At 51.3% G+C, this 26,369-nt stretch carries 35 protein-coding genes; 5 read left to right on the top strand and 30 right to left on the bottom strand.

Annotated elements, in window-relative coordinates; all coding sequences use genetic code 11:
• The 10 genes from H8L47_RS28000 to H8L47_RS27955 form a co-directional block, all read right to left on the bottom strand.
• Positions 1-1,516, bottom strand: a 1,516-nt coding sequence (locus H8L47_RS28000) for a toprim domain-containing protein (RefSeq protein WP_186957121.1), incomplete at its 3' end; no start/stop codon positions are given.
• The gene (locus tag H8L47_RS27995; RefSeq protein WP_186957120.1) at positions 1,516-1,761 is read right to left on the bottom strand and encodes a hypothetical protein; all 246 of its coding nucleotides are present in this window, start codon (positions 1,759-1,761) and stop codon (positions 1,516-1,518) included. The genes H8L47_RS28000 and H8L47_RS27995, both read right to left, overlap by 1 nt.
• A 5-nt stretch (positions 1,762-1,766) precedes the next feature.
• On the bottom strand, positions 1,767-2,012 hold the full coding sequence (locus tag H8L47_RS27990; protein ID WP_186957119.1) for a hypothetical protein: 246 nt from the start codon (positions 2,010-2,012) through the stop codon (positions 1,767-1,769).
• Between the two features lie 13 nt (positions 2,013-2,025).
• A complete protein-coding gene (locus tag H8L47_RS27985; RefSeq protein WP_186957118.1) occupies positions 2,026-2,217 on the bottom strand; it encodes a hypothetical protein in 192 nt (63 codons plus the stop codon).
• Complete coding sequence (locus H8L47_RS27980; RefSeq protein ID WP_186957117.1) at positions 2,204-2,374, bottom strand: hypothetical protein; 171 nt, start codon at positions 2,372-2,374, stop codon at positions 2,204-2,206. Before H8L47_RS27980 ends, H8L47_RS27985 begins: the two co-directional genes overlap by 14 nt.
• Positions 2,375-2,376: 2 nt before the next feature.
• Positions 2,377-2,532 carry a hypothetical protein gene (locus tag H8L47_RS27975; protein WP_186957116.1) on the bottom strand — a complete coding sequence of 52 codons (156 nt, stop codon included), beginning with the start codon at positions 2,530-2,532 and terminating at the stop codon, positions 2,377-2,379.
• A 99-nt stretch (positions 2,533-2,631) separates the two neighbouring features.
• The gene (locus H8L47_RS27970; protein ID WP_268978102.1) at positions 2,632-2,877 is read right to left on the bottom strand and encodes an ogr/Delta-like zinc finger family protein; all 246 of its coding nucleotides are present in this window, start codon (positions 2,875-2,877) and stop codon (positions 2,632-2,634) included.
• Positions 2,878-2,882: 5 nt separating this feature from the next.
• Complete coding sequence (locus H8L47_RS27965) at positions 2,883-3,134, bottom strand: EAP30/Vps36 family vacuolar-sorting protein (RefSeq protein WP_222616714.1); 252 nt, start codon at positions 3,132-3,134, stop codon at positions 2,883-2,885.
• 16 nt (positions 3,135-3,150) lie between these two features.
• Entirely contained in the window at positions 3,151-3,333 is a 183-nt protein-coding gene (locus tag H8L47_RS27960) for a hypothetical protein (protein ID WP_186957113.1), read from the bottom strand.
• Between the two features lie 21 nt (positions 3,334-3,354).
• On the bottom strand, positions 3,355-3,555 hold the full coding sequence (locus tag H8L47_RS27955) for a hypothetical protein (protein WP_186957122.1): 201 nt from the start codon (positions 3,553-3,555) through the stop codon (positions 3,355-3,357).
• Between the two features lie 78 nt (positions 3,556-3,633).
• Here H8L47_RS27955 and H8L47_RS27950 point away from each other — a divergent pair, with 78 nt between their 5' ends.
• From H8L47_RS27950 to H8L47_RS27930, 5 genes are all read left to right on the top strand, one after another.
• Entirely contained in the window at positions 3,634-4,056 is a 423-nt protein-coding gene (locus H8L47_RS27950; protein ID WP_186957112.1) for a helix-turn-helix domain-containing protein, read from the top strand.
• Positions 4,057-4,103: 47 nt separating this feature from the next.
• Positions 4,104-4,781: a hypothetical protein gene (locus H8L47_RS27945; RefSeq protein ID WP_186957111.1), complete on the top strand. Its 678-nt coding sequence runs from the start codon at positions 4,104-4,106 to the stop codon at positions 4,779-4,781.
• A 35-nt stretch (positions 4,782-4,816) separates the two neighbouring features.
• On the top strand, positions 4,817-5,671 hold the full coding sequence (locus tag H8L47_RS27940; RefSeq protein ID WP_222616713.1) for a GTPase domain-containing protein: 855 nt from the start codon (positions 4,817-4,819) through the stop codon (positions 5,669-5,671).
• Positions 5,664-6,197: a hypothetical protein gene (locus H8L47_RS27935; protein WP_186957109.1), complete on the top strand. Its 534-nt coding sequence runs from the start codon at positions 5,664-5,666 to the stop codon at positions 6,195-6,197. The genes H8L47_RS27940 and H8L47_RS27935 overlap by 8 nt, the downstream gene beginning before the upstream one ends.
• 88 nt (positions 6,198-6,285) lie before the next feature.
• Positions 6,286-6,933: a DUF2026 family protein gene (locus tag H8L47_RS27930; protein ID WP_186957108.1), complete on the top strand. Its 648-nt coding sequence runs from the start codon at positions 6,286-6,288 to the stop codon at positions 6,931-6,933.
• A gap of 78 nt (positions 6,934-7,011) precedes the next feature.
• Here H8L47_RS27930 and H8L47_RS27925 read toward each other — a convergent pair whose 3' ends face one another.
• From H8L47_RS27925 to H8L47_RS27830, 20 genes are all read right to left on the bottom strand, one after another.
• The gene (locus tag H8L47_RS27925; protein WP_186957107.1) at positions 7,012-8,403 is read right to left on the bottom strand and encodes a PIN domain-containing protein; all 1,392 of its coding nucleotides are present in this window, start codon (positions 8,401-8,403) and stop codon (positions 7,012-7,014) included.
• A 144-nt stretch (positions 8,404-8,547) separates the two neighbouring features.
• Positions 8,548-9,582 carry a contractile injection system protein, VgrG/Pvc8 family gene (locus tag H8L47_RS27920; RefSeq protein WP_230413944.1) on the bottom strand — a complete coding sequence of 345 codons (1,035 nt, stop codon included), beginning with the start codon at positions 9,580-9,582 and terminating at the stop codon, positions 8,548-8,550.
• Complete coding sequence (locus H8L47_RS27915) at positions 9,579-10,034, bottom strand: phage tail protein (protein WP_186957105.1); 456 nt, start codon at positions 10,032-10,034, stop codon at positions 9,579-9,581. Before H8L47_RS27915 ends, H8L47_RS27920 begins: the two co-directional genes overlap by 4 nt.
• A 15-nt stretch (positions 10,035-10,049) precedes the next feature.
• Positions 10,050-12,911, bottom strand: coding sequence for a hypothetical protein (locus tag H8L47_RS27910; protein ID WP_186957104.1), 2,862 nt, complete (start codon positions 12,909-12,911; stop codon positions 10,050-10,052).
• Between the two features lie 2 nt (positions 12,912-12,913).
• Entirely contained in the window at positions 12,914-13,027 is a 114-nt protein-coding gene (locus tag H8L47_RS27905) for a GpE family phage tail protein (RefSeq protein WP_186957103.1), read from the bottom strand.
• 8 nt (positions 13,028-13,035) lie between these two features.
• The gene (locus tag H8L47_RS27900) at positions 13,036-13,350 is read right to left on the bottom strand and encodes a phage tail assembly protein (RefSeq protein WP_186957102.1); all 315 of its coding nucleotides are present in this window, start codon (positions 13,348-13,350) and stop codon (positions 13,036-13,038) included.
• A gap of 52 nt (positions 13,351-13,402) precedes the next feature.
• Complete coding sequence (locus H8L47_RS27895; protein ID WP_186957101.1) at positions 13,403-13,912, bottom strand: phage major tail tube protein; 510 nt, start codon at positions 13,910-13,912, stop codon at positions 13,403-13,405.
• 56 nt (positions 13,913-13,968) lie between these two features.
• A complete protein-coding gene (locus H8L47_RS27890; protein ID WP_186957100.1) occupies positions 13,969-15,144 on the bottom strand; it encodes a phage tail sheath protein in 1,176 nt (391 codons plus the stop codon).
• 29 nt (positions 15,145-15,173) lie between these two features.
• Positions 15,174-15,839 carry a hypothetical protein gene (locus H8L47_RS27885; RefSeq protein ID WP_186957099.1) on the bottom strand — a complete coding sequence of 222 codons (666 nt, stop codon included), beginning with the start codon at positions 15,837-15,839 and terminating at the stop codon, positions 15,174-15,176.
• 11 nt (positions 15,840-15,850) lie between these two features.
• On the bottom strand, positions 15,851-16,981 hold the full coding sequence (locus H8L47_RS27880) for a hypothetical protein (protein WP_186957098.1): 1,131 nt from the start codon (positions 16,979-16,981) through the stop codon (positions 15,851-15,853).
• Positions 16,978-17,199, bottom strand: a complete 222-nt coding sequence (locus H8L47_RS27875) for a hypothetical protein (protein ID WP_186957097.1) — start codon at positions 17,197-17,199, stop codon at positions 16,978-16,980. Before H8L47_RS27875 ends, H8L47_RS27880 begins: the two co-directional genes overlap by 4 nt.
• A gap of 8 nt (positions 17,200-17,207) precedes the next feature.
• Positions 17,208-20,402 (bottom strand): DUF4815 domain-containing protein, encoded by a 3,195-nt coding sequence (locus tag H8L47_RS27870; RefSeq protein ID WP_186957096.1) that lies wholly within the window; start codon positions 20,400-20,402, stop codon positions 17,208-17,210.
• Positions 20,403-20,413: 11 nt separating this feature from the next.
• Positions 20,414-20,911, bottom strand: coding sequence for a hypothetical protein (locus H8L47_RS27865; protein ID WP_186957095.1), 498 nt, complete (start codon positions 20,909-20,911; stop codon positions 20,414-20,416).
• 12 nt (positions 20,912-20,923) lie between these two features.
• Positions 20,924-21,868, bottom strand: coding sequence for a phage tail protein (locus H8L47_RS27860; RefSeq protein ID WP_186957094.1), 945 nt, complete (start codon positions 21,866-21,868; stop codon positions 20,924-20,926).
• Positions 21,865-22,704, bottom strand: a complete 840-nt coding sequence (locus H8L47_RS27855; protein WP_186957093.1) for a baseplate assembly protein — start codon at positions 22,702-22,704, stop codon at positions 21,865-21,867. Before H8L47_RS27855 ends, H8L47_RS27860 begins: the two co-directional genes overlap by 4 nt.
• 2 nt (positions 22,705-22,706) lie before the next feature.
• Complete coding sequence (locus H8L47_RS27850) at positions 22,707-23,045, bottom strand: GPW/gp25 family protein (RefSeq protein ID WP_222616712.1); 339 nt, start codon at positions 23,043-23,045, stop codon at positions 22,707-22,709.
• A gap of 18 nt (positions 23,046-23,063) precedes the next feature.
• The gene (locus H8L47_RS27845; RefSeq protein WP_186957091.1) at positions 23,064-23,333 is read right to left on the bottom strand and encodes a PAAR domain-containing protein; all 270 of its coding nucleotides are present in this window, start codon (positions 23,331-23,333) and stop codon (positions 23,064-23,066) included.
• Complete coding sequence (locus H8L47_RS27840) at positions 23,330-23,800, bottom strand: phage baseplate assembly protein V (protein WP_186957090.1); 471 nt, start codon at positions 23,798-23,800, stop codon at positions 23,330-23,332. The genes H8L47_RS27845 and H8L47_RS27840 overlap by 4 nt, the downstream gene beginning before the upstream one ends.
• A 109-nt stretch (positions 23,801-23,909) precedes the next feature.
• The gene (locus tag H8L47_RS27835) at positions 23,910-25,808 is read right to left on the bottom strand and encodes an AAA family ATPase (RefSeq protein ID WP_186957089.1); all 1,899 of its coding nucleotides are present in this window, start codon (positions 25,806-25,808) and stop codon (positions 23,910-23,912) included.
• A 112-nt stretch (positions 25,809-25,920) separates the two neighbouring features.
• The coding region (locus tag H8L47_RS27830) for a hypothetical protein (RefSeq protein ID WP_186957088.1) at positions 25,921-26,369 on the bottom strand (449 nt) is incomplete at its 5' end.

Here is a 26,369-nt window from a genome sequence, read left to right as displayed (position 1 = left end):
CGCGGTTAATGGTCAGATTGACAGACTTATTCAAAGACTTGATCGACAGCTTGCCGATATCAAAAAAATCCTCGCTGTTCACCTCATTCAATACGCCGTCTTTCATCGCCACATCACCCAGCACATAACAGCCATGCTCAAGGCTGTAGCCTATGTAATCGATGGTATCCACACGCTTAATGTTGTAAAGCTGATCCGCAAGAATCCGCTTTAACTGGTTGCTGCTGCCGTTATACATAGCGCCCCCAGCCATACCCAGCAAACGCTTATTAAACTCCGCAGAGCAGGCAATTTGAGATGCAGTAAACGTGTTCTTCACCGGCTTGCCATCATGCGGGAATGACACCCGGAAGTAATACCAGCTCTCATTCGTGATCAGGTTTTCTTGAAAATACAAAGCCTTCGGCAAACAGTTGGCAATTTCATAGACCGTGCTCGATGTCACCAGCGCCTGGTCGCGCAAGGCATACTCAGACAAGGTTTTTGAATCCTCGCTGTTGTCCTGCTGCTCCCTGGCCTTGTTATAGCGTTCCAGATCCAGACGGAACCAAAACAGCCGGTTACCAAAATCAAAATAAAACTCAGTCTGGCCGCCGTCATGCTTGTAGCGCAGCAAAGCTTTTTCCTCCGGGGATTTCGCCAGCAGCAAGTCACCGTGATAACGGTATTCCTCGATATCATTTTCAGACAGTGCATCACGCTGGTGGGCGTCATTCCAATCCAGCTTATTCTTGCCATCCTGCGGTATCTGTGCCGCCGCACACTCCCAGCCTGCAGCCCTGGCTTTGTCTACATGCTTCTTGGTATAGCTGCGCCCGGCATTGTCGCCGTCCAGCGCCCATACCAGTCTGCAATCCATGTTCCCACGCGAGGCGGACAGGTTGCGCAAAGCCTCCTCTGGGTAGTTATTGCAACTTCCCAGGGCAACCGCAGGTATGTCATGGTGCATCAGCGCCAGCGCATCGAAAACGCCTTCAACGATCCATATTTCCGCTTTATCCTGAATCACAACCGGGTCAGGCTTCCACCACAGGCCGTAATACTTGGAACCGTACTTGAAATGCGCCTTCTTTTTGCCAAAGCGGTACGGCTGGTCAATGATCCTTTCCCAATAGCCATTCCCAAAAGGAAAGCGCACCGTGGCGCTGCCTATCTTCAATTCCTGGTCAAAGTAATACTCTTGCGTATACATCCCCTGAACCTTCGCCAGCGCAAAGCCCCGGCCATGCTGCATATACGCATCTGCCGCCGCGTTCGGGTTTGGCTTTTCTGGTGTGGGCTTGTAACGCTCAGACCAGTTATCAAACAGATCCGGGTACAGCTCTTTGACATGCTTGGTTTCACCGCAATTATTCAGACGGCCGCAGCGAATCACCCAGGGATGTTCAGCATTGATGTACAGCTCTTTTTTCTGGCAGGCCGGGCAAATGCCCCCGCGCAGCATGCCGTTTTGTTCTGGCTTGAACTTGAATTCAGCCAGGCGCTGCAAGATTTCGTGACGGAGCGATTCATCCATTACGCGCCCGCCTTGCTGTTCGCTGATTCAATATCAATGATTGCGTGCTTGATGCTGTGCTTCAGCATGCACAAGCCGCCCCAGATTTCTTCATGGTCGGGCTTGCTTGAATCAAGTTCCTTTGACGCGCTGTCAAGGTAATCTCTTAAAGCGTACAACTCGCTGGGATACAGCATCGTCATCATCTTGATGATGGGCTGGCGGTCGCGCTCAGGCAGGTTTAAGGTGTTGGATGTAGTATTCATTTCATTCAATCAAAATCACCGCTTGCACGGCGTTTAAAGTCGTTTACTGGCTGTTTGCCGGGCTGTGCCTGGTCTTTTTGCTTGGCTACAGGCCTGCCAAATAAATGCGCTGGCACACGGCCGCGCCAGCAGTGCGCCACCATGGCAAGGCTGTGGCGCATCAATGGCGGCAACTGCTCAAAAGGGATCGTGATGCGCAAGGCAGCATGTACCTTGCGCAATTCGTCGTCTGTGGTTGCTGGAATAGACATGATTTTTGTGACGTCACGAAAATTTGTGCTGCTCGTTAATCAACAACTGGCGGCCTTCTTCCAGCAAGCGCACATTGCGCGAATACTCTTGCTCTGCCTCGATGTCTTCCAGACGTTCGGCAACGCCGCGCAAACGTTCGTTCTCCACAATCCCCAGCCTGATGGCGCCCAGCAGCGCCACATACACTTCATCAGGCAATTTCATGACGCTGCCCCCTTAAAAAGTTGAATTTCTGTTCCCGCAGACGGTCGCGGTATTCCTTGGCGCGTTGGGCTGCACTCTTGGCATTTGGCTTGCGTGGGCGGCCACGGCCAGGCTTGTTAAAAATGTCGCGGGTAAAATCATCACCAGGCTGTTTCATGATCACCACTCCCCAGCCATGCCGCCTAAGTCGTGGATCATTTCGCCTATCAGCGCCTGGCTATACAGGCGGCAAATCTGCGGGCCGTTGTTCAAAGCCTTCAGCTCCTTGCGTATGGCCCTGGCAAGGACAAAACGGGATGCAAATGTCAAACGCATGTTCACCTCCAAAAATTTGGGCAAAAAAAGTCCCTCACGCCTGAAAGCAGGCATGTTGGCAACTAAAAAAATGATTAAATGAGTGCGGCTAGATCGGCGTCAGGCAGCAGTCAGGTTTAATGACAACTGATTCAAGGCAGACGCCCTGACGTGTCTTGATATAGGTATCTTCACGTCATAGTTAGGTACAGCAGACAGCGACACCGTGCGCAGCACTTCCAGACCGGCGATAAACACATGGCCGCAATCCACGTTATTGCAGCGGTAGGTAATTTCTTTAAACATCGGTGACAAAGTGCGGCTCTTGATAGCGCGAACCGGGTTTGAGCAGTGGGGGCATGGCATACCGATTACTCGCATTCCGTTGTCCTTTCAAAATCTTCTGGTGAAACTAAATTCATTGCACGGCTACGGCCCGTCAATTTCATCATGCCCAGGCGTAAAGCCCTTCTAGCCAAAAATTCTGCTGTCTCGTTCAGATCAGCAAGGCCCCATTGCAAGCGCACGGCTTCAAGTTTTTGTATTTCATCGTCAGTGAAGTCGGCTTGTTTCAAAGGCATAGGTTTTTTGGGGCTTAAAAGTGGCAAGTTAGCATCTGTCAATTGAGCTAAATTGCCGCTAAGATTTAATGACAGATATTTGCGGCAATTGGGCTTCAGCCTCACGCAATACCAACTCCCGCAAATAGGCAGATGGCTGTTCACCCTGGTAAGCGGCCATGGCGATGATCAATTCAAATTCATAGTCATCAAACCGCAAGGTCAATTTATTGTCCTTCAAGCGTTTTTTGTCTGCGTACATGGTGTAGTCCCTGAATGTGGCTTATTTAGCGTTGAGCTGGCGAAGGTACTCTTTGAGTCCCAGCAAATAGGTGACGCGCAGGAAGGAAGCAACAGAACGTTGCTCGACCAGAGCATGTGCTGCTGCCTGGTCGTATTCCTCTTTTGAAAGACTAATAGGGGTGCGGATTGCCCCTTTTATTTGGGCGGCGCGACGGAAAGATGGTGGATTGTCAACTGACATAATGTATCATTGTGTTACGTTAGGAGTAACGTGATAATAGTACGATAAATCGTACTTGTCAATTTATTTTGAGTGAATATGAGTACATTTGGGGCAAGGCTAAAAGAAGAGCGCAAACGGGTTGGAATGAATCAAACCGAATTTGCTGCGGTCGGCGGTGTGCTGAAGGGCGCGCAAGTAAATTACGAGCAAGATGACAGGCTGCCAAACGCAGAGTACCTCACCTTGATATCAGAACTTGGTGTGGACGTTATGTATTTACTGAAAGGATCAAGAGTTGCAGCCAGTTTGGACGCGATTGAAAGCGATCTTTTGTCAGGCTTTAGGAAACTAGATCAACGTGGGAAAGCAGGTGTGCTGGCACTGATTGCCGGAATGGCTCCGGCAGAACCCAAAGCAAAAAATATTATCCATGGCAGCATTGGCCAGGTGATTGAAGGAAACCTGACTCTGGAGTCACAATCTTTTTCGGTCGGAACCAAAAAAAATAAAGTCAAATAGATGGTTTTGCTGATGCAGTAGTGGTTACAGCAGGTGTATGAAAAAATATGACAGAAAAAAATGAAATTAAGGGTGATGTAGGTCAGCTCGTCATGGGTGATTCAAACGTTGGTACATCACTCAACAATGTTGTGAATTTAAACATGGGCGGTGATGAAGAAAAAAATCTCACCTGGTTACAGCGCAATGAAATCACCAAGAAAGTAAAAAAACTTTCTTCCGTATCTGGCCTGAGCGCATTAAAGATTTACCGGGAACTGCTCAATAAATTCGGTGCGGACAAAATGGATAACTTCCCGCGCAACAAATTCAACGAAGCTTGCGAGTATATAGAAACAAAGTTGGCTGAATTTGAAGATGAGAATTTAGAACAGGATATGCCAGACGATCAGCAAACAACGCTGATTCAAGAAGTCCCATGCAAAAACTGCCAAGCAAACAGCGTACTACTTAAAAAAACAAATTTCAAATTGCATGTGCTGTTTGGCTTGATGGTGTTGATGATGATTACAGAAGCTGTTTTCTTAATGGTCGCATCACCTGCAAAAGCAAGTCAAGAGAGATTAACTATCGACAGGCCAGTTGAACAGAGCTGCCACTATGACGGAAAAATTCACTCAATTGGAAGCACAGTAAGAATGGCAGATGGAATCATTCGGCAATGCATGGATGCACCTAGCGATGCCCCATCTTATTGGGTTTTGCTTTCAAAAGGCAAACTTTAACTCGCTCGTTGAATATTCCCACCAAGGAGACTCAAATGGTAAATAAGAGGTCTTGGGGCACGTGGCCCAAGAAGATGATAGAGGAATTTAATACGGTATCTGGAGTTGTAACAGCTGCCTCTGCACTTTTCGCTGTTGGCACTTGGTCCTTGATGTCAGGCACATACGCTACATTTTTGGCAAGTGGGGGGGCAGTTATAGCAGTAGTAGCAGTAATTTCAGCAGGCTATCGATCTTTTCCGGCGCCCCTCCGGCAGATCGAAGATATTGTCGGGAAGATGGTTGATCTACGAGATCTTTCTAATATTCACCCTACACCAAGTATCTTAGCGATAGTTGGTGTATCTATGTCTGGCAAGACAACACTAAGAAATTGCTTAGCTCACGTAATATCGGATCAGGCAAGGACACAAACGGTGACAGCGCAAATACTCGCTCTACAAACTGCCCCTCCCACTTTTATTGCACTTCTTGATGGTGGTGGTGAAAGATACGCGCAGCAGTTCGACTTGGTTGCCAAATGTGATCACTTGTGTATTGTTATTGACCATAACACGTCTAGTGACGAAGCGGGCGTACTACAAGAACGCCTGGATCAGCATGCTGAGTTTCTTAAACAGGTCCGTCATTTCTTTGATCAAAAGGAACTGCCTAGTAAAAAATCAATTCAATTGCTTGTAAATAAGAAAGATTTGTGGAAACTTGCAGAGAAGTCCGATATAAAAATACTCGATCAATTTTGTGAAAGAGAACTTGGATACTGGAAACAGGGACTTAAAAGTAACAATATCACTATGCAGCACCATTCAAACGAAGAACCTGCGGATATAGCACGCTTTACTAAATATCTTAAAGAATGCGTAATTTCAGGAGGAATTCCTCATGAGTGATCGGGCTCTGGCAGTAATAATTAAAAATTCACCTATCGATTTTGTCCTGACTGGCCCGTTTGGTGGTCGTGACAGAGTAATGATTAGAACGGAAAATGCAGGTATAGATTTAATTGCTTCATGTTCTCAGTCAGTTGACCGCGTCCAGAAAAGATTTACATCTGATCCTATTTTGGCCGTATTTGGTGGACGTAAACGTCAGTTAAATGTTGTGTCAAGTATGCCAGTTCCAGACATCCGTCGTGATGTAGATGAGCGAGAGTCGCGCCTTAATTTTGCTTGGGTCGGTCTTGCTTCTACTATGCAAATTGAAAAAATCAATTATCTTTTTATTCAAAATACCCCGGATATTTTTTATGCTATCAAAGGTCGTGACGAAGAAGATGTCGAATTCAACATTGCACCGATAGTTCTAGCATGCAGTGAAATGAATGAGATAAGACGCCGCAATGGTCGGATGCTCCGAGTTCTTACTGGATTTTATGCGGTTCTGGCACTTGGAGTTGCTGTAGTCATGAAGTTTTGAGTGTAGTTACTTCTAACTCAACTATTGCCAGCAGCTATTTTTGCTTTATTGGTTTTCTTAAGGACACTAGATTTTTTTGAAATAGTTTATGAAAACACGACCCAAGTTTCCACTAACATTGCCAGAGTATGAGCGAATTTTTAGAGTAATTCATGCAGTTCTATTGTCAGAAGGTGCCGATATTTCAAAAGCATGTGTCTTTTTTTCTATCGCAGGTGCATATATATTAGACCGCGATTATGGTTTTAAGAGTGCTATGCCTATTGCTGGAGTAGCGGGATACAATTTGAGAATTAAGAGCAATCAGTCGTTAGTTCTGGGTACAGTCGAATCAGGGATATTTGCTTCGTCGGATGAGAATTTCCATTGTTGGATTGAACTTGATGATTGGATTATTGACTTTACTGCCCCACTTTTTAATTCGATGGTTGACCGAATACGAGCAAATGAGATCATTCAGCCAAAGATGTTTCAAAAAGAGAATTCTAAAACAGTAAAGGTACTTGGCGATCTTAATGTCGCTGGAGCATATTTTCATTGGCCCTCTCCTAGTCTAACAAACCTAATCTTGAAGAATTTCTCGCAACTTCAAGGGAACTCGGATCTGGTGAAAATATGCGCAGACTGGCATAAGAAACCCCCAAGGAAAATGCCTGATTTTATTAATGTTTCAAATCAATTCGGTGAATTGAATAAGGTAACGCTGTCAAAATTAAGTTTGGCTGGAGCCTGGTAGTCAACCGAGCGGGCGATTACGTGATTGCTAATCGCCCCACGATCTACACGCACTTCTTGCATCAAATTTCCCCATGTCCTATTTCAATTGAGCAGTTTGTTCTGTGCCCCGAATTAAATCGAGGTCGCGGTAGCGTTGGCTTCTAATCGCTTCTTCTATAAATTCTTCGACGTGGCAATTAGTTCTTATTTCACCCATTCCTGGTTCAATAAAATCAATTATTTCCTTTTCAAGTATTTTTTTACTGATGGAGATAACCTCATTTTTAGATCCATGCATATTTGACGCTGTAATATTGACTAGTATTTTCGTGTCTGTATCTTTATGCGGGCTTAACCAGCAGAACCCTTTAAATATCCACTCCTTACCATGTCTAAAGTCTTCACACTGTGCGATAAGTGATTCATCACATCTACCTATATTTATTCTGAATTCATCTCTTTCGAGTATGGGTTTTGATGTTGGAGTATGTATTATTGGAGGCCGGTATAAATCATGGAGTTTATTTTTAGGACGAGGTGCTGTTGGGAATCCAGACATGTAGAGTACTTTCTCATTTACCCAGCCATCGATAATTTTTATAACTATCTCAATATTATTCGCTGGTATAGCGCCGATATTCTTTACCGAGATCGTGAATGGTATCTGATTAAAATATGTCTCTAATCTTAGATGGTGACTTCTAACGAACTGCGAAACTTCTTTTGAAGCGTATTCTTCGTAAACGCGGTCAAAACTTGAATCATATTGATGTAATGGAGAGAAGAGTCTATCGCTCATAGATTGTTGCGGTTTTGGGTTGCATTCGAGAATATGGCTGATAGTTTGCTGTGCGGATACTTCATCGAGGTTCTTAATCTTAAAAATCTCAATTGGAGTTTGTGGGAAAACACATTTAATTTCGAACTCAGGCTCAGTTTTTTTAATTTCTCTTAATTCACGTTTCAATTTTTCCACTTCAATCTCTTGCGGAGTAGGCCCCAATTCTGGGAGCCATTTGTCAGAGATGCGCCTCGCTTGTATTCCATGGTTTTTGCATGAAAATAAGAAATTGATGTCTTGACTTACTGCGACCACTTTATTGAAATCTATATCCCCTGAATTGATGATTTGAGCAACAATCCTGTCATCACCTTCTGACTGATTTAGGTCGTTATAAGTTGTCCAGTCAAATTTTTTGATAGATGCGACGTAAATGTCCACACATAAATCACCTTTTACTATTTCTATTGGCGCTTCGGTTTCAAGAGTTTGTGCAAGAAGTTGATTAAATGCGCGAGCTCTTTTCCCGACTCGATTGTCTTGCTTTTTTTTGTCAACCTCTGACAATACTTGAGGGACAACTAGAATTAATATAGATCCATTGGTCAAAATTTCATGCCAGGGCAAATTGGCCAAAGGCTTGCACTCCAATATGACATTGCTGTCAATAAAAGCTATAGCTGAGTATTTTTTATATTGGTCATCCATAAGAGGCCTATAGAATTTTTCTACATTTCTGAAGGGCAATTTCAAAGAAATAGCAGTTGCAATTCAATCGTATATTTGTAGATCGTGGCTCGTCTAGAACTAAACGATCGCACGAATGATTACTCATAAGCCTCTAGAATATCATCAATACTCTGTTCCATCGGCTGTACTCGAACTGTTTGCTGTACTTCTCGTCTCCATCTCCAATTGCGTAGTAAACCCCTGCGCCGTGACACTGTGCGTGGTTTTGATAATGATCCAGTCTGTATCCCCAATAGGCGCTTTTAAGCTGGGGATACGCACGCCCATCATGGGGGTAATGTCAGGCCTGCCCAGGGCAAGGGTAAATTGCAAGATGGCTTTGCCACGCTTTACCCGGTTCATTTCCGCCTTTGCTGCTTGCTCTGCCGCCTCTTGATTGGGGTAGGTGTGCCGCAGGCGTTTAGGATTGTCGTCTTCGCCTATCAATTCACTTTTTTCTTTCGCGTCGTTGGGGTCGTGCCATTGGGCGCGCACGCCGCTGTAAGCGTCGCGGCTGGCGGTGTGGTAGCGGTGTTTGTCGCCGTCGCGTCGCTCCAGTGTGATGGTGGGCAGGCTTTCGCCTTTGCTGTTACTGCCTTCATCAATGGGTAAGAACAAAAGGGCGTCTTTTTTGACGGTGGCCACCGCATCAAAGCGTTTGCCCAGCCGGTTTAAAAAATTTGCGTCTGACTCATTGGTCTGGTCTATGTGGTCTATGATTTTGCCTTGCAGGCTTTGGCTTACCTTGGGTGCCAGGCCGTTGTCTTTGGCAATCTGGACCACGATATCGGCCACGGTCTTTTGATCAAAGCTGCGGTCTTTGCGGGTGCGTACTGGCTTTGCCATCTCTGCACTGCGGGCGCGCAGGACCAGCATGTCTGGCGCGCCTTCGTGTTCTACTTCATCCACCACGAAAGTGCCTTTGTCGACCATGTCCGCGCCGTTGTTCGCCCTATGCCAGCCTAGCTGCAAGGTGATCTTGACGCCTTTGCGCGGTATCGCCACGCGGCCGTCACTGTCGTCTATGGTGATGTTGAGTTCATCAACGGCGTTTTCTCTGGCCTCGGTCAATGTCAGACTGACCAGGCGCGGGTAGATTTTGCTGGTAATGTCCTGGCCGTCCAGGGTGATGGCAAAGGCCGGTTTGTTGTGGCTCATTCTAAATCTACCTCTTCCCATTCAATAACGTCATCACCCAGATCCGGGCCGCCGGTGTGCGGGTCAACCTGATCGCCCAGGTCAACACGCTTTAAGCTGATAGAAAAATCTATTCTCTGCGGCATACCATCATCCAGAAAGGTGTTTTTGCCCTTGGTCAAGTTGGTGATCAGGAATTGCCCGTATATGCGCCCGGTGCCTTCCACCAGCACATAGGCGTCCCCAGCATCGCCCATTTCTTCCAGGTCATCCAAAGACGCCGGGTCACCGGCAAAGGCTGGGGCCATCCAGCCGGACAAGGTGATGGTGTTGTCACCTGGGCCTAAAAACTGGTGCGCGTCACGCTCGCCCACGCGGCTGGTGTTGGGGTGCTTCCATTCGATTTGTTGCTGGAATTCCTGATACGCAGCCGTGGACAGGCTGAATACAAACTGACCTAAACTCATCATCATGGTGCGTCGTCCTTCCTACGATTCATCATAGTCATGCATGGCAGACCGACGCTGCTGGCTCTGTTGCCGTTCGCGCCTGTCCAGCTCGGCCGCTACGGCTTTGGCAATGGCTTGCGGGTCTGCCCCTGCAGGCGGGTTAATCACAATCTGGATATTGCTTGCGGCCGGTGCCGGGTGATTGCCTGCGCTTGCCGCGTTGCTGCCTTGGTTCTGTACGGGTGGGCGTCGGTCAAACTTGATAGGCTCGGCCAGGTGTGGCGGTTCTTGCCTTTGCGCCGCAAACTGCACCAGGGCGGCTTGCTGTGGGTTGAATGGCACTGGTGGCAGTTGTGCAAATGCCGGGTTAATTGCCGCGCTAAAGGCCATGCCCGCGCCTATGGCCGTCATTTGCTTTGTAACGCCGTTAAGCTTGTCCAGCGGCAGCGCCTGGGCCTTTTCTATGCCTATCGACAAGCCTTGCATGGTGAATTGCCCCAGCTCCGCAAAGACCACGCTGGGCGAATGAATGCCCAGCTTTTCTTTAAACCAGGACACAACGTTATCCGCCATGTTGCTGATGGTGTCGCGCACGGTGCCAGCGGCGCTGGTGATGCCGTTTACCAAGCCTTGCATCATGTTGCTGCCAAACTCGCTAAACTTGGCGGGCAGGTCAATGGTGAAGTAGCCATACACAGCCGCCATCATGCTGCGGAATTTCTCTACCGGGTGCCAGCCTTCTATAAACGCGCTCAGTGCAGCGATGCCGCTGTTAAAGCTGGTTTTGATGGATGCCCATAGCCCGCTAAAGAAGGCACTCACCTGCGCCCAGTTGCGATAGATCAGGTAAGCCGCTGCAGCAATAGCGGTAATCGCCAGGCCTATGGGGTTAAGCAGAAAGAAGCGTAGCACCACTCCAAGTAAGCGCATTAACCACATAAAGCCACTGCCCACAGCACGCAAGACAGGGCCAAGGCCGCGCAGCCAGACGCCCATCCGGGCAAAGAAGGGGCCGATTCTGGCAAAGGCCGCGCCCAGCCTTGCCAGTGTGCCAGTCATAAACGCGCATCTAATGCCCAGTATGGCAAATCCAAAACGCAGTAAGGCCAGCGGGCCTATGATGGTGGCAAGGGCAATGGTTAGCGTACCCATGACGAGTAAGCCAACGGCCAGGCCAGCAAACGTAATAGTAAGTACCTTTGCTGCCGTCTCGTGCCGGTTAAAAAATGCTGTCAATGATTGAATGGCCGAGGTGAGCATTTCAAGGCCACGGTTCACGATGGGCAATATATGCTCGCCAAGTTGCTGCTCCAAAGTATTGCGACGTGCAATTAAATCAGCATATTTACCATTAACAACCTGTCCAGACTCTTGATACAAAGGCTCGACACCGAATGCGCCTTTGGCTGCTTTGCGGTGCTTCTCAATATTGTTGCGCTCCAAGTACCAGGAGCTATACAAATTGGCCGCCGTACTCTTTGAGAACATGGTGGCAATTTTTTGCATGACCTGGTTATCTGTCATGCCAGGTTTTTTAATTTTGGGTATGACATCTTCCATCAAATACTGGAAAGGGTCAGCGGTGTACTTTTCTGATGCGCGTAATGCATCGGGCATCAGCTTGGTGATATGCCCGGTTGTGCCGTATTTGATTGATTCTGGCTTGATCAAGCCTGCCTTCATCAGTTCTTCTGCAGTTTGTTGCGTGGTGCGGCCTGCTGCCCAGTTGTTGTACGCACTCATCAAGCCCGTACCTGTACGAAAGCCGCCCATCTCTTGTACGCTGTGCAGCATCCCAAAAAAGAAGCTTTCGTCAGATAATTGTTTGGCGGCCACGCCACCCGTTTTAATCATGTTCAGCAATTCTTCAGGCTTGACCAGTCCACCAGAGGCAACATAAGCCTTAGTGGAAAAATCCAGCACGCGTTTGAAGGTGTCCATGTCCTTTAATGCGCCGCGCAGTTCTGCCACTTTGATCAAGTCCATAAACATTTGCTCTGCGGCCTCGCCGTGGCCTTCACCAGCGCCTTTCTTTTGCATCACACCCTCGATACCGAACTTCATTTTAGCCAGCATGGGGGTGATTTCCTGGGCGTGGTGAAAGTCGCGCAAGATAGACTGCGCCTCTGTCAGCAGTTTTAAATTGTCTAATGTGCTGCTGCCCATGATGTTCATACCTTTGGCAAACTGCACACCTTCTTGCACCATGTGTTCACCAATGCCCAGAGCACGCAGACGAGAGGTTTGCTGTTGAAATTGCGCTGCCTGGTCTATGCTTTTAATGACTGGGATACCCATGGTGCCACCTGCAACGGTCATACCCAGGCCATTGCCAGTCATATTGCCCGCCGTCGTGCGGGTTCTGTCCATGCGCTGGCGGGCAGCGGCTACTTGCTCATGTCGTCGTGACAAAGTGGCTAAGTGCTGTTGCTGGGCGACGATTTGCGCAGAGGTGGCGGCCATGTTATTGCGCAAAGTGCGTTCATGGGCGCTCAGTTGCTGGGTGCTGATGCCTGCTGCATGCAGGCTGCTGCGCAATACCTGTAATTGCTGGCTTTCACGCTGTAGCTGTTCTTTGATCAGCCTGGCCGCCCTGGTGGCGCGTTCAAACTCCCGCGTCATGGCGCGGGTGGGGTGTTGGGTGTTGCGCATTTGCTCGGCCAGGGCTTTGACCTTTTGCTGGGCAGCACCCAGCCGCCCGGATGTTTCGCGCAAGCTGGCAGACATGCGCCTGAAGCCGGTAATGTTTTTCTGTTGCGCGTCCATTTCCTTGAGGCGGTCGCGCAAGGCTTTGAGGGCTTTGCCGCTGGCCGACGACTGGGCCATGATGCGCTTCAAGGGCGCGGTGACGCGCTCTATCATGTTAAAAATTACCTGCAGCTTCAGGTCACGTGCTGACATAATTACTCCGCTGAGTTTCTCACTCTGGCGCGTTCGCGCCAGTCCATTAAATCCAAAACAGTCAACTCATCCATGGCAGACGGCGGCCAGTGAAACACAATCGCCAGATCTGCCATGGCGTCTTCTATTCTTTCTGGAAGACCATGCGGTCCGCTTTCTTGACCAAAAAACCTGCTACTTCCATGCCTATATCCATCAAGTCAGCCGGGTCCAGGCTGGCAACATCTTGCGCGGTCAGGATGGGGGCAGTAATACGCGGCAAGACTTGCTGCAGGGCGACCACGTTCATATTGCCCAGGTCGATCAAGGACACACCGCGCAGTTCGCCAGAGCTGGGCTTACGCAGGGTGATTTTGTCGATGATGATTTCACCGCGCTTGATGGGTTCGTCCAGGGTGATGGTTTTGGATTTTGTGTTGTCTGTAGTTGGGGTAGTCATGGTTTTTACTTTCTAAATGGTTGGGTGTGATGCTGGTTAAATTGTGTTGGTGTTACATGCCAATGGCGGCGCGCAGCTCGGCGCGGCGGTCTATGCCACCGACGATTTCCACGCCGTTGATGAAGTCCAGCTCGATGATGTCTTCGCCGTTAATCATCAGTTTGTAGTAGCTGCAAGTGGTCTTGTACTTGTGTTCGCCCTTGTCGGCCATCTTGGCGCTGCCCATTTCGATTTCCTTATGGCGGCCACGGACGACGATTTCTACGGCATCCACCTGGGCGGTATCGTCATTCTGGTAAGCACCGGCAAAGCGCAATTGCACGGCGTTGTGTGTAACGGCACCGTATTGCAGCAAGGCGTCATACAGCAGGCCGCCAGCGGTCCAGTCGAGTTCGATTTTTTCATTGTGGTAGTCGATCTCGATAGGGCCAGACATGCCGCCTGCGATGTAGTCTTCCATCTTGCGGCTGAGTTTGGGCAGTGTCAGTTCAGGCACCAGGCCCAGATAGGACAGGCCGTCATTGAACAGGTTGAAATCTTTAAGCTTGCTAGGTAATCCCATGGTTTGCTCCAGGTTGTTGGGGATATGCCCGTCATGTTGACGGGCGGTTTACTGGTTTAGGTGGTGATTTGCTTGGCAAAGTCAGCCAGGTAACGGTCTGTGATGCGCTGTTGCAGTACCAGGTCTTCTACTGGTGGCACTGGCGTGTAGTCGTAGTCAATCGTCAGAGAGCCGATTTTGAGACTGTCCTTGCTGTTGGCGGCAGGGTTGAACCAGGCTTTGCCATCAATAATCAGCCCGGCCGTTTTGAGGGCGCGGAATTTGGCGTCAATGGATTCAATCAGGTCACGCACTAAAGACGGGTGCATGGGCTTATCTACATAGGTGAAATGCACCTCTGCGATGGTGTCAGCCAGCACTTGCGCGGTGCGGGTGTAGTTCTCAAAGAAAAAGAACTCCGCTTCCTCGGCTGTGCGCGAACCCCAGAAGCGGTAGCCAGTTTTGTTAATCAGGGTGGTGACGCCTGCAGCGTTTAACACACCGGCATCTGTGGCACTGCTTTGCAGATCCCAGAACACGTCGCGTGCTATGCCGGTCGGGCCGTTCACCACGACATTGGACAGGGATTTATGCCAGCCTGTGTCATTGTCGATTTTGGCACGCAGGCCCAGGGCGTAGGCAACGGCAGGTATAGAAGCATTGGCCTTGCTGACCGTGTCAAAGTGCACAAAGTCAGGCCAGATGATCATCACTTCACGCTGGCCGAAGTGCTGGCGGTAGGCAATTGCCGCCTCTTTCGTTTGTGCGCCCCATGCGCTGGCATACACAAAGGCGCGCAGCTTTTGGGCGACGGCGGCCAGCTCAGTGGTCACGGCTTGCGTATCGAGGCCAGGCGCGCCCAGGATGCGCGGCTTGATACCAAACTTCGTTTGGGCTGCCAGCAAGGCTTTAACGCCCGTATATTGGCCGCTGGCTGTCACCGTGCCGACCACATTGGCGGTCTGGATGGCTTCGTCTTCGTCAGCATCCACGCGTACCACGATGGTGACCGGGTTGGTTTGCAGGCTGATGGCGTTCAAAGCTTTAGCCAGCGTGCCGGTGCGGCCTGCCTTGGCAATGGCGGCTTGTACATTGGTAATCAGCACCGGCACGTTTAAGGGGAACACCGTTACATCTGCATCGTCAGCCGTGGCAACCAGGCCGATGACTGCAGTAGAAACGGTGCGTATAGGGCGGGTGCCTTCGTTGATTTCGATGACGCGCACGCCGTGGTGATAGCTTGTTACGGGCATAGGTTTTACTCCTGTGGTGGTGGGGAGGGTTAAGACAAAATTTCTACTGCACGGCCTGGCTGGATCAGCCCGGCGATTTCCAAGGCTTGCAAGCCGGGTGTGGCTTCTGCTGGTTTGATCCAGTCTGAGTTTTCTAATCGCATTACCCAGGCTTTTAAACTGGCGTTGGCATCAGCAGCGGCCAGAATGGCGGCGGTTTCTTCCTTGGTGAAGCGGTCTAGGAATTGCCCGCGTGTCAGGCGGTTGGGGGCTGGTACCGGGACATCTACCGACCAGGTGAAGGCCTGTACTGCGTTGATATCGGTCAGGGCGTTGGCGACCAGCTCTGCGGCATTGCTGCTGCGGCGTATTGCTTCACGCTCGGTAAGCACCTGGTCAATCTCGGCCAGATTGCCCCAGCCAGCCGCGTCACGCTCCTGGGCGCGTTGCAGCTTCCAGTCTGTGGCGGCAATCAACCTGGCCGCTTCTTCTTTGATTTGGCTGCAGCGGGCAGCTTTGACGGCTGCAAGTGCCGTATCCATGTTCAGGGTGATAGTGGTCTTGCCCTTGGCTACCTTGGCGCTGTAATGGGCCAGCAAGGCAGGGTTAAAGCCTTCCGGCGCTGGTACCAGGCGCACGCCATCCCAGGCGGCCTGCTGGTCGTCTTGTGTGCAGCCGGTGATTTGATTGGCCGCGTCGATGATTAATTGTGTCATGGCGATAATCCTTAAATAACCAGATAGCCCAGCGTCATGTAATAGCTGCCGGTGCTGGCGTCAGTGAAATAAAGCGGGCCGGTTTGGCTGCCTACGGCTTTGTGTGCGGTGGTCAGGGTGATATAGCCCGCCCCGTTGGCGGCCTGCAATGACTGGCTGCTGGTGCCGGTCAGATAGAAGTAAGACGGGCCAGCGGCGCTATACGCGCCAGACATCGCCAGCATCAATATCTTGCCGCCTATGGCCGCGCCGCTTTGTGCCGTGCTGGCCGCATAGGTGCGCTGGAAGACCGTCATTTTGTTAGTGAACAGCCATTGATACAGGGCGCTGGCCGTGGTGGTCAAAGCCGTTGTGATGCCTGTATTGCCGTGCAAGGCAGCACGCACACCGGCATCACCAAAGAAAGTGCTTGCCAGCGTCGTGCGACCTGCGGCAATTTCGCTCGATACAAAGTTCCAGGCATCCACCGAGGCAGCGGCATCAGCAAACAGAAACACCATGATGCTGGTCAGTTTGGTGTATAGCGCATTCATGGCCGCGCTTGATTTAGCCATTTCGCGCAATGCAATCAGGCTGGCCCCAATGGCGTCTTGTGCTGGTGTATTGGCTGCAATCGCGTTTAACCAGTTGGTGCTTGCATAGATCAATGTCATAGCAGCTTGAACAGATGCAAACTTGTCCATCGTGCTGCGGCTGGATGCTGTCAATGTCAGGCAACCAGGTATTGCAGCGATATAGGGCACCAGGTAGACGGCTTTACCTTGTATCCATGTTTGCATGACGCTGGATGCAAGAATATCTGTCCATGCCAAAGTGCTGCCCATCAGCTTGGGCCGTAGCAAGTCGTCCTGCAGGGCCACTTGTATGGTGCGGGCTTCATCTGTGCAAAGACGTTGCCAGGCGCTACGGTGGGCAGCATCGGCCAGCCAGGTGTCTATCTCTGCGCTTGTCATGGCATCGAACAGGGCCAGGGTGTCGCGGCCTATCAATGGCGCGTTAATGACTTTGTCCAGACTGCCAAAGACTGCGCCTGTCAGGATTAATGTCTTGCTGTCTGCGTTGGCAATGTCAGTCGCCTGCAGCAGCGCCTTGGCGCGGGCAATATACTGGTCGCGGAAATCCGTTAAGTTGGTTGTACTCATATCAGGCCTGCATAAATAAGAATAGAAAGCTCATCAATCTGCGTTTGCAGGTTGGCGGTCGTGGTTTTGTCAGCCTTGGTACCCAAACCTACGGCCAGGGTGTTGATGTCTGCATCTATGGCCGTGATGGTGTCTCGCAGCCGGTCAACTTCCTGCGCGCCGGGGTTTTGGATGTGGGGCAAGTTGTATTGTCGGTTAGGTGTCTTTTGATCTTGCATGGCAATCCTCAGATAACAATCACGCGCAAATTGCGGTGACGTGGCCGGGCTGCTGTATTGCCTGTCATTTCCAGCTTGGCCCGCAAGCGGTCGGCATTGACGCCGTTCAATTCATAGGTCAGCTCATGCCAGTCGGTAGCAATGTCCCGGCTTGATACAAAGGCTGCAGGCGTGTAGACCGGCGCGCCGCCTGCCTCTGGCGCAACACTCACGCCCAGGGCAGCGCCTGCAGGCAAGTTGCTGTCAATGACGATACGGGCGCGCACGTTTTGGCCTGCAGGCACCAGCGGGCTGATATAGCTGCCCTGGTTGGCGACCGTGCCAGCCAGCAGCGTGACGCCCGGATGCAGCACTGGTGACAGGCTGGCCGTGCCGGTGAGCTTGGCCCGGACGCTGAATTGTCCTGATGTTGGCGCAGCCAGGCGCACCGGCTGGCCGTCATCCAGATTCAGGACGCTGCCACCGGGTAAGGTGATTTGATATTCAACACGAGTCTGCGCGCTGGGCGCTTCTACCAGGCCTAGCAGCATCAAGTCTGTGACGTTATTCAGATTGGTATTGCCCAGCTCTATGGTGCGGGTGGTGGCCGTGTATTCTGCCGCTACCAGCCTGAAGGCCAGGTCACGGTCCTGGTGTGGTGTCCAGGTAGTGGCGTTGCTCGATGACAGCAGCACGCCCACGGTGTACGGCTGGCTGGTTACCCATTGGCCCTTATGCTCGTCATACTTGCCCAGCTCGGCAATGGCAGCGGCCGTGGTGGCATCGTCACACAAAATCACCAGTGCATAGTCCACACCACCGCTCAGTGTGACCGGGTAATCGAAATTAATGCGGGTTGCCTGGCCGTTGGTGTTGACGGTAGATGCTGCCAGGCGTGCTTGCACAATAACTTTTTGGTCAGGGATGCCCATACGGGTTTCACGTATCTGCACGGCCAGCATAGAATTGCCCTTGGCCGTGAACCACAAGTCAAGCCCGGCAATTTGGCGGTCAGCGGCCAGCGTGAATGTCTGGGCCAGTGGATCTACCTTAAAGAAGCTTACCCAACCTGATGTATGCACAGTGACCAGCTGGCGCACGTCCTGCGCTTCCAGACCTATGCCGCTATAGATAGCCACGCCGTAGCTGCCATGTGTACCCACAAATTCCACGCGCTTGCTGCCTGCTGGTACTTTGGCCGGGATCATAAATGCGCCGGTGATGCTGCCGGGTGTTGGTGTAGCCAGATTAGTGGGTATCACTGCTATGCCATCAAAGCGCAAGGTTTGTATGGTTTCGCCTGCCTCAAAGCCTTTAATCGTAAAACCGACACTGATTTGCCTAATGAATTCAGCCGGCTTGCTGCTGTAGCTGATTTCGTTTGTCAGTACATTGATGCGCTCATAGGTTTCGCCATCAGCCTGCACTGATGAGCGTTGCACGGTTCTGGCCTGGTTTTCTGTGATGTTTTGAGTAACCGGGCTTAACCAGGTAGTGCTTAAATCTGTCCAGCGGTCTATAGCCGGGTTCAGGATTACATCAGAGGGCAGCGGGTCGAAAGCGTCATAAGGGTTGATACGCATGCTGCCGGTGCGCAAAGCCTGTTCCAGCAGCGTGATGGTGGTGTATGACAGCGTTAAAGGTGCAGCCATATCGACAGACAGCAAATGCGGCTCTACCGCTACGGGCAAGGTCAGCTCACCACCAAAAATTGCGCCGGTCTGCGTCAAGCCCTGGTCACGTACAGAATCAGACATGAAGGGGTCCACAAACAAGCCGCGCTTTGCAGTGGCATCCCGCAATTGCGTACTGGATTCAAGACGTTGCTGCGCCATCATCTCTATCACTAAATCCATGCGCCTGGCATACGCGGCCAATGTATCCATAGGAACCACGCGAACGCTGTCATTGATGACTGTGCGTGTGCCGGTGCGCCAGTTCTGCTGCACGCTGGCAAGTTGCAGCAGATTGGCCGGAACACTTGGCGGCCTTGGGTTGCGGTCTGCAGCCACACCAGGCAGCCAAACCAATGCGCCTGCGCTATCCATGCACAGACGGTCTATACGGGGCAGCATACGGTTATAACTCACCAGGATAGGCGTACCAGCCACCGCGCCGGTGACAGTAAAGCCGTCCGCATCAAACGCCGTTGCTGGCACCGTGGCAAGGTATTGATAAGTCACTTTGTAGGTGGTGCCGGGTGCTGGCTCTGCGCCTGGTAGTGACCAGTCCATCTGCTGGGCGGTGAATTTCCAGTCAACATCCTTAACGTATGTGGTTGCGCCTTGCTTCACAGACAGCACGGCCAGTACAGATCCATCCTCAAGCGGGTCTTGTGCGCCGGTAAAGCCGCCGTGCGCTACGTCTATGGTTTTTTGTGCGGTGATGGTCACGTGGGTGACGTTGGCGGCCGGGCTGCGGTCAAAGTTCACGCGCTGGGCGGCGGTGCCGGTGGATTGGTGCGGCTCGTTTTCTATGTACCTAAAATCTGGCGTGGCAGCATATACAAGGCGTCGACTTGTGGGCAGTTCAACTGCGAAACCAAACACGCGGGCGCGACCTTCGCTGACTGTATAGACCTGTTCACCGCTAGGCAGGTTGTCTGCAGCGGAAACGTTCAAACCGTTCACAACGTAATCACCGCCAGATGAGTCACGGTCATAGCGGGCCAGGGCTTGCGTGACGCCATCGAGCTGGGGCGGTGGTTCTTTGCTGCGGACAGTGCCATCTTCGACTGTATAGACAGGGTAGAAATCACCAGGCTGGCCGTCACCGGCAAAGCCCCATGTAAGCAGCTTTTGCAGGCGGCCTGCACCGGCTTTATCAAAGCCACGGGTATTCTGGGCGCGGTTACGTAGGGTTGGGTCTTCCAGCTCGGTGACGATGTGCGGTTGCAGGTACACGCCGACGATGACGATACCGACTATAGCAATTTGCAGGGTAGCCGGTGCTACACCGCGCACCGCGCCGTCCACATACAGCGCGCCGGATTCGCAGGTAGTTGCGCCGGTGTTGGCATTGACAACGATGCGGGCATCGCGCACCAGGGTACCGTCAGCCATCATGACATCAGCCACGCCTTTAATACGGGCCTGCAGCAGGCTTTGTGTTTCGTTCAGTTCGTCAGACTGGATGACCTTGTCAGAACGGTACAGCACCGTGTCAAACTGCTTGGCTGGGTTATGCCGGTTCAGGTAGCCGGGGAGATTGATATTTTGATCCATAGATATCCTGCTTAGAAAGGCAACACGTAGCGATAGACTTGCTCAGTTGCGCCTGAGCGAATCAAGCGCGGGATGTGGTCCAGCATGTACAGGCGGCCAGGTGCGGTGATTTGCGCCGGTGTGAAATAACGTTGCCCGGCTGGCAGGCCTGCGGTTACTTCGGTGCCGACAAACAGGCCCAACTCGCGTATGTCCTGCCCAGCACCGTCGCCATAATCAAAGACAAACTCGACTAATACCCAGCGTGATGGCGTATTGACGATGCGGTACAGGTCACCGCCTGGCACCCTAATAGTGTTGGGTGCGTTGGGGTCTGTCTCTGGTACCACGAATTGCTTTTGGCTTGCCACGCGGCGGCCTATCTCGTCCACCAGGGCGGTGGCGGTGATGGTTTCAGATGTGGGCGCGGCATCCCATGCGGCCAGGCCACGGCCCCAGGCCAGATGCAGCGGGCGGTTTTTAATCAGTTCGGCCAGCTCGGTGCGGCCTTGGTCTTGCAGGACTGCCATGTCAGTGCCTTTCTATGGATTTGAAATTAAGGGGTAGCAGACGGCCCAGCCGCTGGCCCATTGGTCAGCCCAGCCATATACAGGCAATGCCGGGCTGGTGACGCTGGTGGCGGTGCCTGGTGCAATAGCTGTGATAGGTGCAGGCATGGCGCGCGCCATCAGAACGGCGCAATAGCTGGCGTGGTGATTGCCCAACACAGGCAGCAAGGCTGGCTGATTGACCACACCGCTGGATAAGTCGCTGATGCTGACAACGCTGTTTAAGCGGATCTCGCTATCGAGTACCCAGCTATCAAGCTGCATCAGGGCATCGTCAACGATGGTGTTTAACTGCCGTGGGCGGTGCGCGGCTATCGGTTGCAGGGCTGGCGGCGTATTGACTATGCCGGTGTGCGTTTCACCAAAGGACAGCTTGACGCCATCAGTAGCCGGGTCACCGGACCAGATACCAGAGTCATCATCAAACAAACACTGATCAAAGCTGGTGGCGTCAAAGCGGCCAGCGCGCAGGTCAAGACCGTGATACAGGCGATAAAAACGGCTGTGAGCTGGTATTGATGCGTTCACCACCTGGCGTATACGTGCCAGATCCAGCGCGGCCGCTGTGGTGCCTGGGTCGATGTGGATTAAGAATTCATCTTCTTCTATCGTTACCTGGTCGTAAGCCAGCCAGGACAAGGCACGCACCACACTGGCGGCGCTACCGCGTTCCAGCAGCCAGGGTAAGCCAGCGGCGATCAGCTCGGTATTGCTGGCGAAGTGCAGCGAGAATTGCGCCAGGCTCCATTCAGCGGCAAGCCAGGGCTGGAAGGCGGCAGGCATGGTGCTGGCAATGTTTGCCGGTGCATCTGCAGCCGTGTCCAGATCCGCACGCGGGGCGATGCGTACCAGGTTGCGTTCCAGCTCGCTGGCGTTGGGTGGCAGTAGCAAAGCCAAATCCGTTGAAAATGCGGTCATGCCACACCGCCATCTGTCAGTTTGATGGCGCCAGCGACGGCGTATTCATCTGCGGCCAGCACAGTATTGCCAGCGGGTTGGCCAAGGGCGGGGAATTCGACGCGGGCAATGCCGGGCTGTTGCAATTGTGCGGTTACCCAGGACAGTGGCACGCTGCGGCCCAGGCTGGCAAAGCTGGCAATAGCAGCCATAATGCGTGTTTTAATTTGCGTGACGATATCAGCCGGGGCGCTGGCTTCGCGCCACAGTGTTGCAGAGACATTCAAGGCCACAGGGCGCGCCACGGCCACGCTGACAGGCACACCCAGCGGGCGGGCGTTGGGTGCGTTCATGGCGGCCAGCACGGCGGCGCTGGTGGCTTGTGCCTGGCTAGCATCGATCAGCCACAGCACCACGGCAATGCTTCCGGGCGTTGAGCTGGTGACATTGGCGTCGCGCACGTTCTGGCTGGCAGATAGTGCAAGCAGGCGGTATTGCTCTGCCGTGCCATTGCCAGCCAGGGCGGCAATGCGCAGTTGGATACGCAAGCGGTAACGGTCGTCTGCTTCGCCTGGCAAGCGGGCAAGGCCATAGAATGCGCCTTTATGGTCCAGGTCTGTTCCGGTGGCAAAGGCCAGCAGGTTGGCGCGGGCGGCATCGTTAACGCGGCCACGCAAGAGCATTTCACGATAGGCAAAGGCTTCTACCTGCTTGACCAGCGGTTCAGATGGCAAGGCCAGCACATTGGCGGCGCTTGGCTGGCGTTGCAGCAAGTCTTGCTTGTGGGCGGTGACTAGGGCTTCAAAGTCCAGTTCTTCAACGACTGCGGGCGGTGGCAGCGATTTAAGATCAATCATGCTCATGCTTTCACCGTGACAGGCAAAGACAGGCTAAACGCCTTGGAGGCGCGTACCAATTGGCCTTTTAGATCAATGATGACCTTACCGGGCTGGTCTGTGCGGTACAGCTTTACTTGCGTTAGCTTGATGCGGGGTTCCCACTTCAACAAGGCTTCAGCCGTGGCGGCATACAGGCGCACTTGTGTGCTGCCGTTGTCTGGCTGGTCGATCAGTTCAAACAAGCGGCTACCATAGTCGCGGCGCATGACGCGGGTGCCTATGGGGGTGGTCAGGATATCGGCAATGCTTTGGCGTAAATGCGCCAGGCCTGCCAGACGTTCACCAGTAATTAAATTCATGCCTGCCATATCAGCGTCTCAGTCTGGAATTAAGAACCAGCTACGGCCGGTACTGGGGTGGGTGCAACTGGCGTGATGCCCGGCGCGGCATGCGGGTATGCCGTTCAATGTCATCCAGGAGGAACCCTCTACCATCACCGGGTTAGCGTGCGGTACCGGGCCATGCGGGACGATGCGATCACCCAGCAGTACAACAGGCGCACCATCGACAGCAAAGAAATCTTGCCCACCAGCTCGATGCGGGCCGCCAGCGCGGTCCAGGGTTTTAACGGCTATGCCATAGCTCATGATTTGACGCCCTCAAACTTAGGCGTGCGCAAGGTCACGCCATCGTTGCGCAGTTCCAGCGTGGTATTGCCGACGACAAAACTAAACTTGCCCTCTGCTGGCAAAGTGATGATGTAGTGATGCTCTGCGTGGTTGTAATCAGCCGTCGCGCCGTCTGGGTATTGGGTGCGGGTGTTGTCTGGGTTGGTGTCTGGTGCGGGGTTGTGGTTGCTGGCAATGCCAGGCAAGACCACGCCGCCCGCAAATTCACCGGAGGGCGAAAGTAAAACGCATTGCTCGCCCACGGTGGGCGGGTTCCACGTCTTTGTTTTGCCAGCCCGCGCCGTTGCCATTGGCAAAAAGCCGGTTTTGATATCGCCAATTTGCAGGCGCACTTGTGGTACGCGACCGTGCTTCACTTCGGCAATGGTGCCAAAGCGGACGAGATTTTGCAGGCGGCGGGAGAGGTCGGCAAGGGTGAATTCCATGCCGTCTATGGTGACGTGACCGGGCTAGCCAGTCACGCGGGGAGGGGTTGCTATGGGGCTTAGTAACTCAGTGGCGTTTACGCGTGCGCGAGGGAGAAGATATCTATTCTTAGATTGGATTTGCGCGATCAATGTGAGCAAATATTTTTTCACATAAAGTTTTAATTGGATCGTTCAATTCCCAGTCAGTTGTGTTCATTATATGAACAGCCTTTCTGCAAAATTCCACCTTTTCTCGTATCGTTCCACTTGTGTCTGCAAAGACCCGAATAGTGCCCTCGGCTGATCCTTTTCCTGGCAGATTTTCATCCAGGCCTTTATCTAACAAATAACCAATCCCTTCATTTGGATCCAAAAAATAGCCAGCCGGAATGCTATTTAGCTTTGATTCGTCATACGACGATTTATCGATTCTGCGATTGGAAAATACATCTAGAGCGGTACGGATGATTATTTCATGTGGAAGAATATTCTCCAATTCCTTTTCTGCTAACACTATAAGCCGTTCTCCAAGTTGACGTTCAAGAACCACTGCACGGTTAAATTCACCTTGCCCTTTAGTTCTTATATCGCCATCACAAATCAAGATTGCTTCAGCACATAGTTTTATGGCACTTAATCCGGCATCGTCAGCACTTGATATATCGGCGTCATCGAATACCCAATGACCTAGCGTGCCGCCTTGATATTCAACGAACGTATAGTGAAAATTCTCCATGAAGCCAGAATAGCGGATTTTAAGAGCTCCGTCGTCCATTTGATGGAGGTATCTCTGCATAAAGGCGCCCAAATAGAATCTGTCTGTAATCCCCTCGACCCAAATTGTGCTATTCGCTAAATATACTGATGATGGATGCACGCCTAACTCATTTAATACTTCCCGGTCATTGGCAGCATCTCTGATCACAAATCGTTCGCTTGAACCGTCTGGCAGAACATGTTTTTTTACCTGATGTACTGTGACGCTATCGTTCGTCTCGGTTAAATCCAAAAGATGATTTGAATGGGTTGTGATGAAATACTGATGCTCCGTCTCTCTTAGAAAAAAAAGTGCTAACGTGCGAAGAAGACCTGGATGTAGACATTGTTCAGGTTCTTCTATAAAGAACATTTGAGGTGTATCTTGTAAAAATACGACTGAAGTTACGACAATAATTTGCTGTAGACCATCACCTAGATCAAAAATTGGTCGTTGTTCAAAGCCACCTATTTGTACCGCAATGGTATCTTTTTCGTACTCTGGGATTAACGTTACTTGCTGGCCACCAAAAAAAAACTTCCCCAATAGATTTTCGTAACGCCGAATCCGCTCACGTTGTTCTGGTTTTCCAAGCAAGTGTGTTGACAGAAGTTTATATAGGCTTGCCCCAGTGTAGACATCTTGCGATGTTAGCTCATAAACTAATGTCCCTTTGGTATCTAAAAAATAATCTTTATTTGTTCTTTCCAAATAGGGATCATTTTCTGCGGACATGTTGACTGGTCGCAATCCTCGCAGTATTGGAAGGTATGTTCTTTTTGGTATGGATAATTTCTCTGAGATATCGTCTGGTAATGAGAAAGCATGTCCGCTATTGACCAAATCTTCAATTTTTTTTTGCAAAGAATTGAAGATTGGCGATGCGGTTCTCAACTCGCCTCGCTCACAGATATGGAATAAATCGCTTATTCGATTAGCTTGGGCAGCATAATCTTGTCCAAAAAAAATTTTGCCGGCCTTAAGGTCATCCAATTCCCTGCCTGTTATTACGTTAGGAGCTACCGTAGCGTCCTGTGAATATGTAGGAAACCACTTATTAATTAGATCTGTCATTCCTTCCCGTAAAATTCTCTCTGAATATTTAATGTCGTTGCGATTTGAAGTGAACAACAAGCGCAGTAACCTGCTCTTCCCGGAATTATTTGCGCCAACAAATAAGTTAAGTTTCGCAAGACGAATTTCAGGGTCTTCAGTTCTCCCTTCGACGCTGTAAGTGCTTAAATTAGTTGACCAGATTTTTTCGAACATAATTTTGTCTTTATAAAAATAATCTTTACCTTATCATAACTTATATAGTCTTCAGCTATTCAAGCTAGAACTGGCACATTTTGTGTCGTTCCCCACCCAAGCTGACTTATATTTAGTTTTGCAATTGAGGTTCTTGCGCTTGAAACACATAGCACTTAACTGACTTGTTCAGCAAAACACTATTGACAGCTGCCATTTTGAGGAAGGCGGGTTCTTTGCAGGTTTCGATGTGCCGACGCACTGTTGGCATATGGGGGCAGGGGATTTTGTGCTTGGTGGCAAGCTGGACGACTTCTGGCAGGTTGAGGGCGATGCGGCCAACGCTGCGGCTGTGGTTAGTAGTGATGCCCAGACCATCCAGCTCGGCAATAGTGTCCCATAATTGCGCTATGCAGAGGTGTTGCCTGGGTCTGGCTGGCGCAGGCTCGACGGGTAAGGGCTTGGGAATAGGCAGGTGGTCAGCGTCAATGACAGCGACACCCAAAGCATCAGACACGCGGCGCAAATCAATATACAGGCTGGCCCTGATGGCTGGCTCACTGTTTTGGGCTATTTTTTGAA

The sequence above is a fragment of the Undibacterium umbellatum genome (genome assembly GCF_014284125.1).
Lineage (GTDB): Bacteria > Pseudomonadota > Gammaproteobacteria > Burkholderiales > Burkholderiaceae_D > Undibacterium > Undibacterium umbellatum.
The sequence above is the reverse complement of the archived record's forward strand: the minus strand, read 5'-3'. Positions and strand labels throughout refer to the sequence as shown.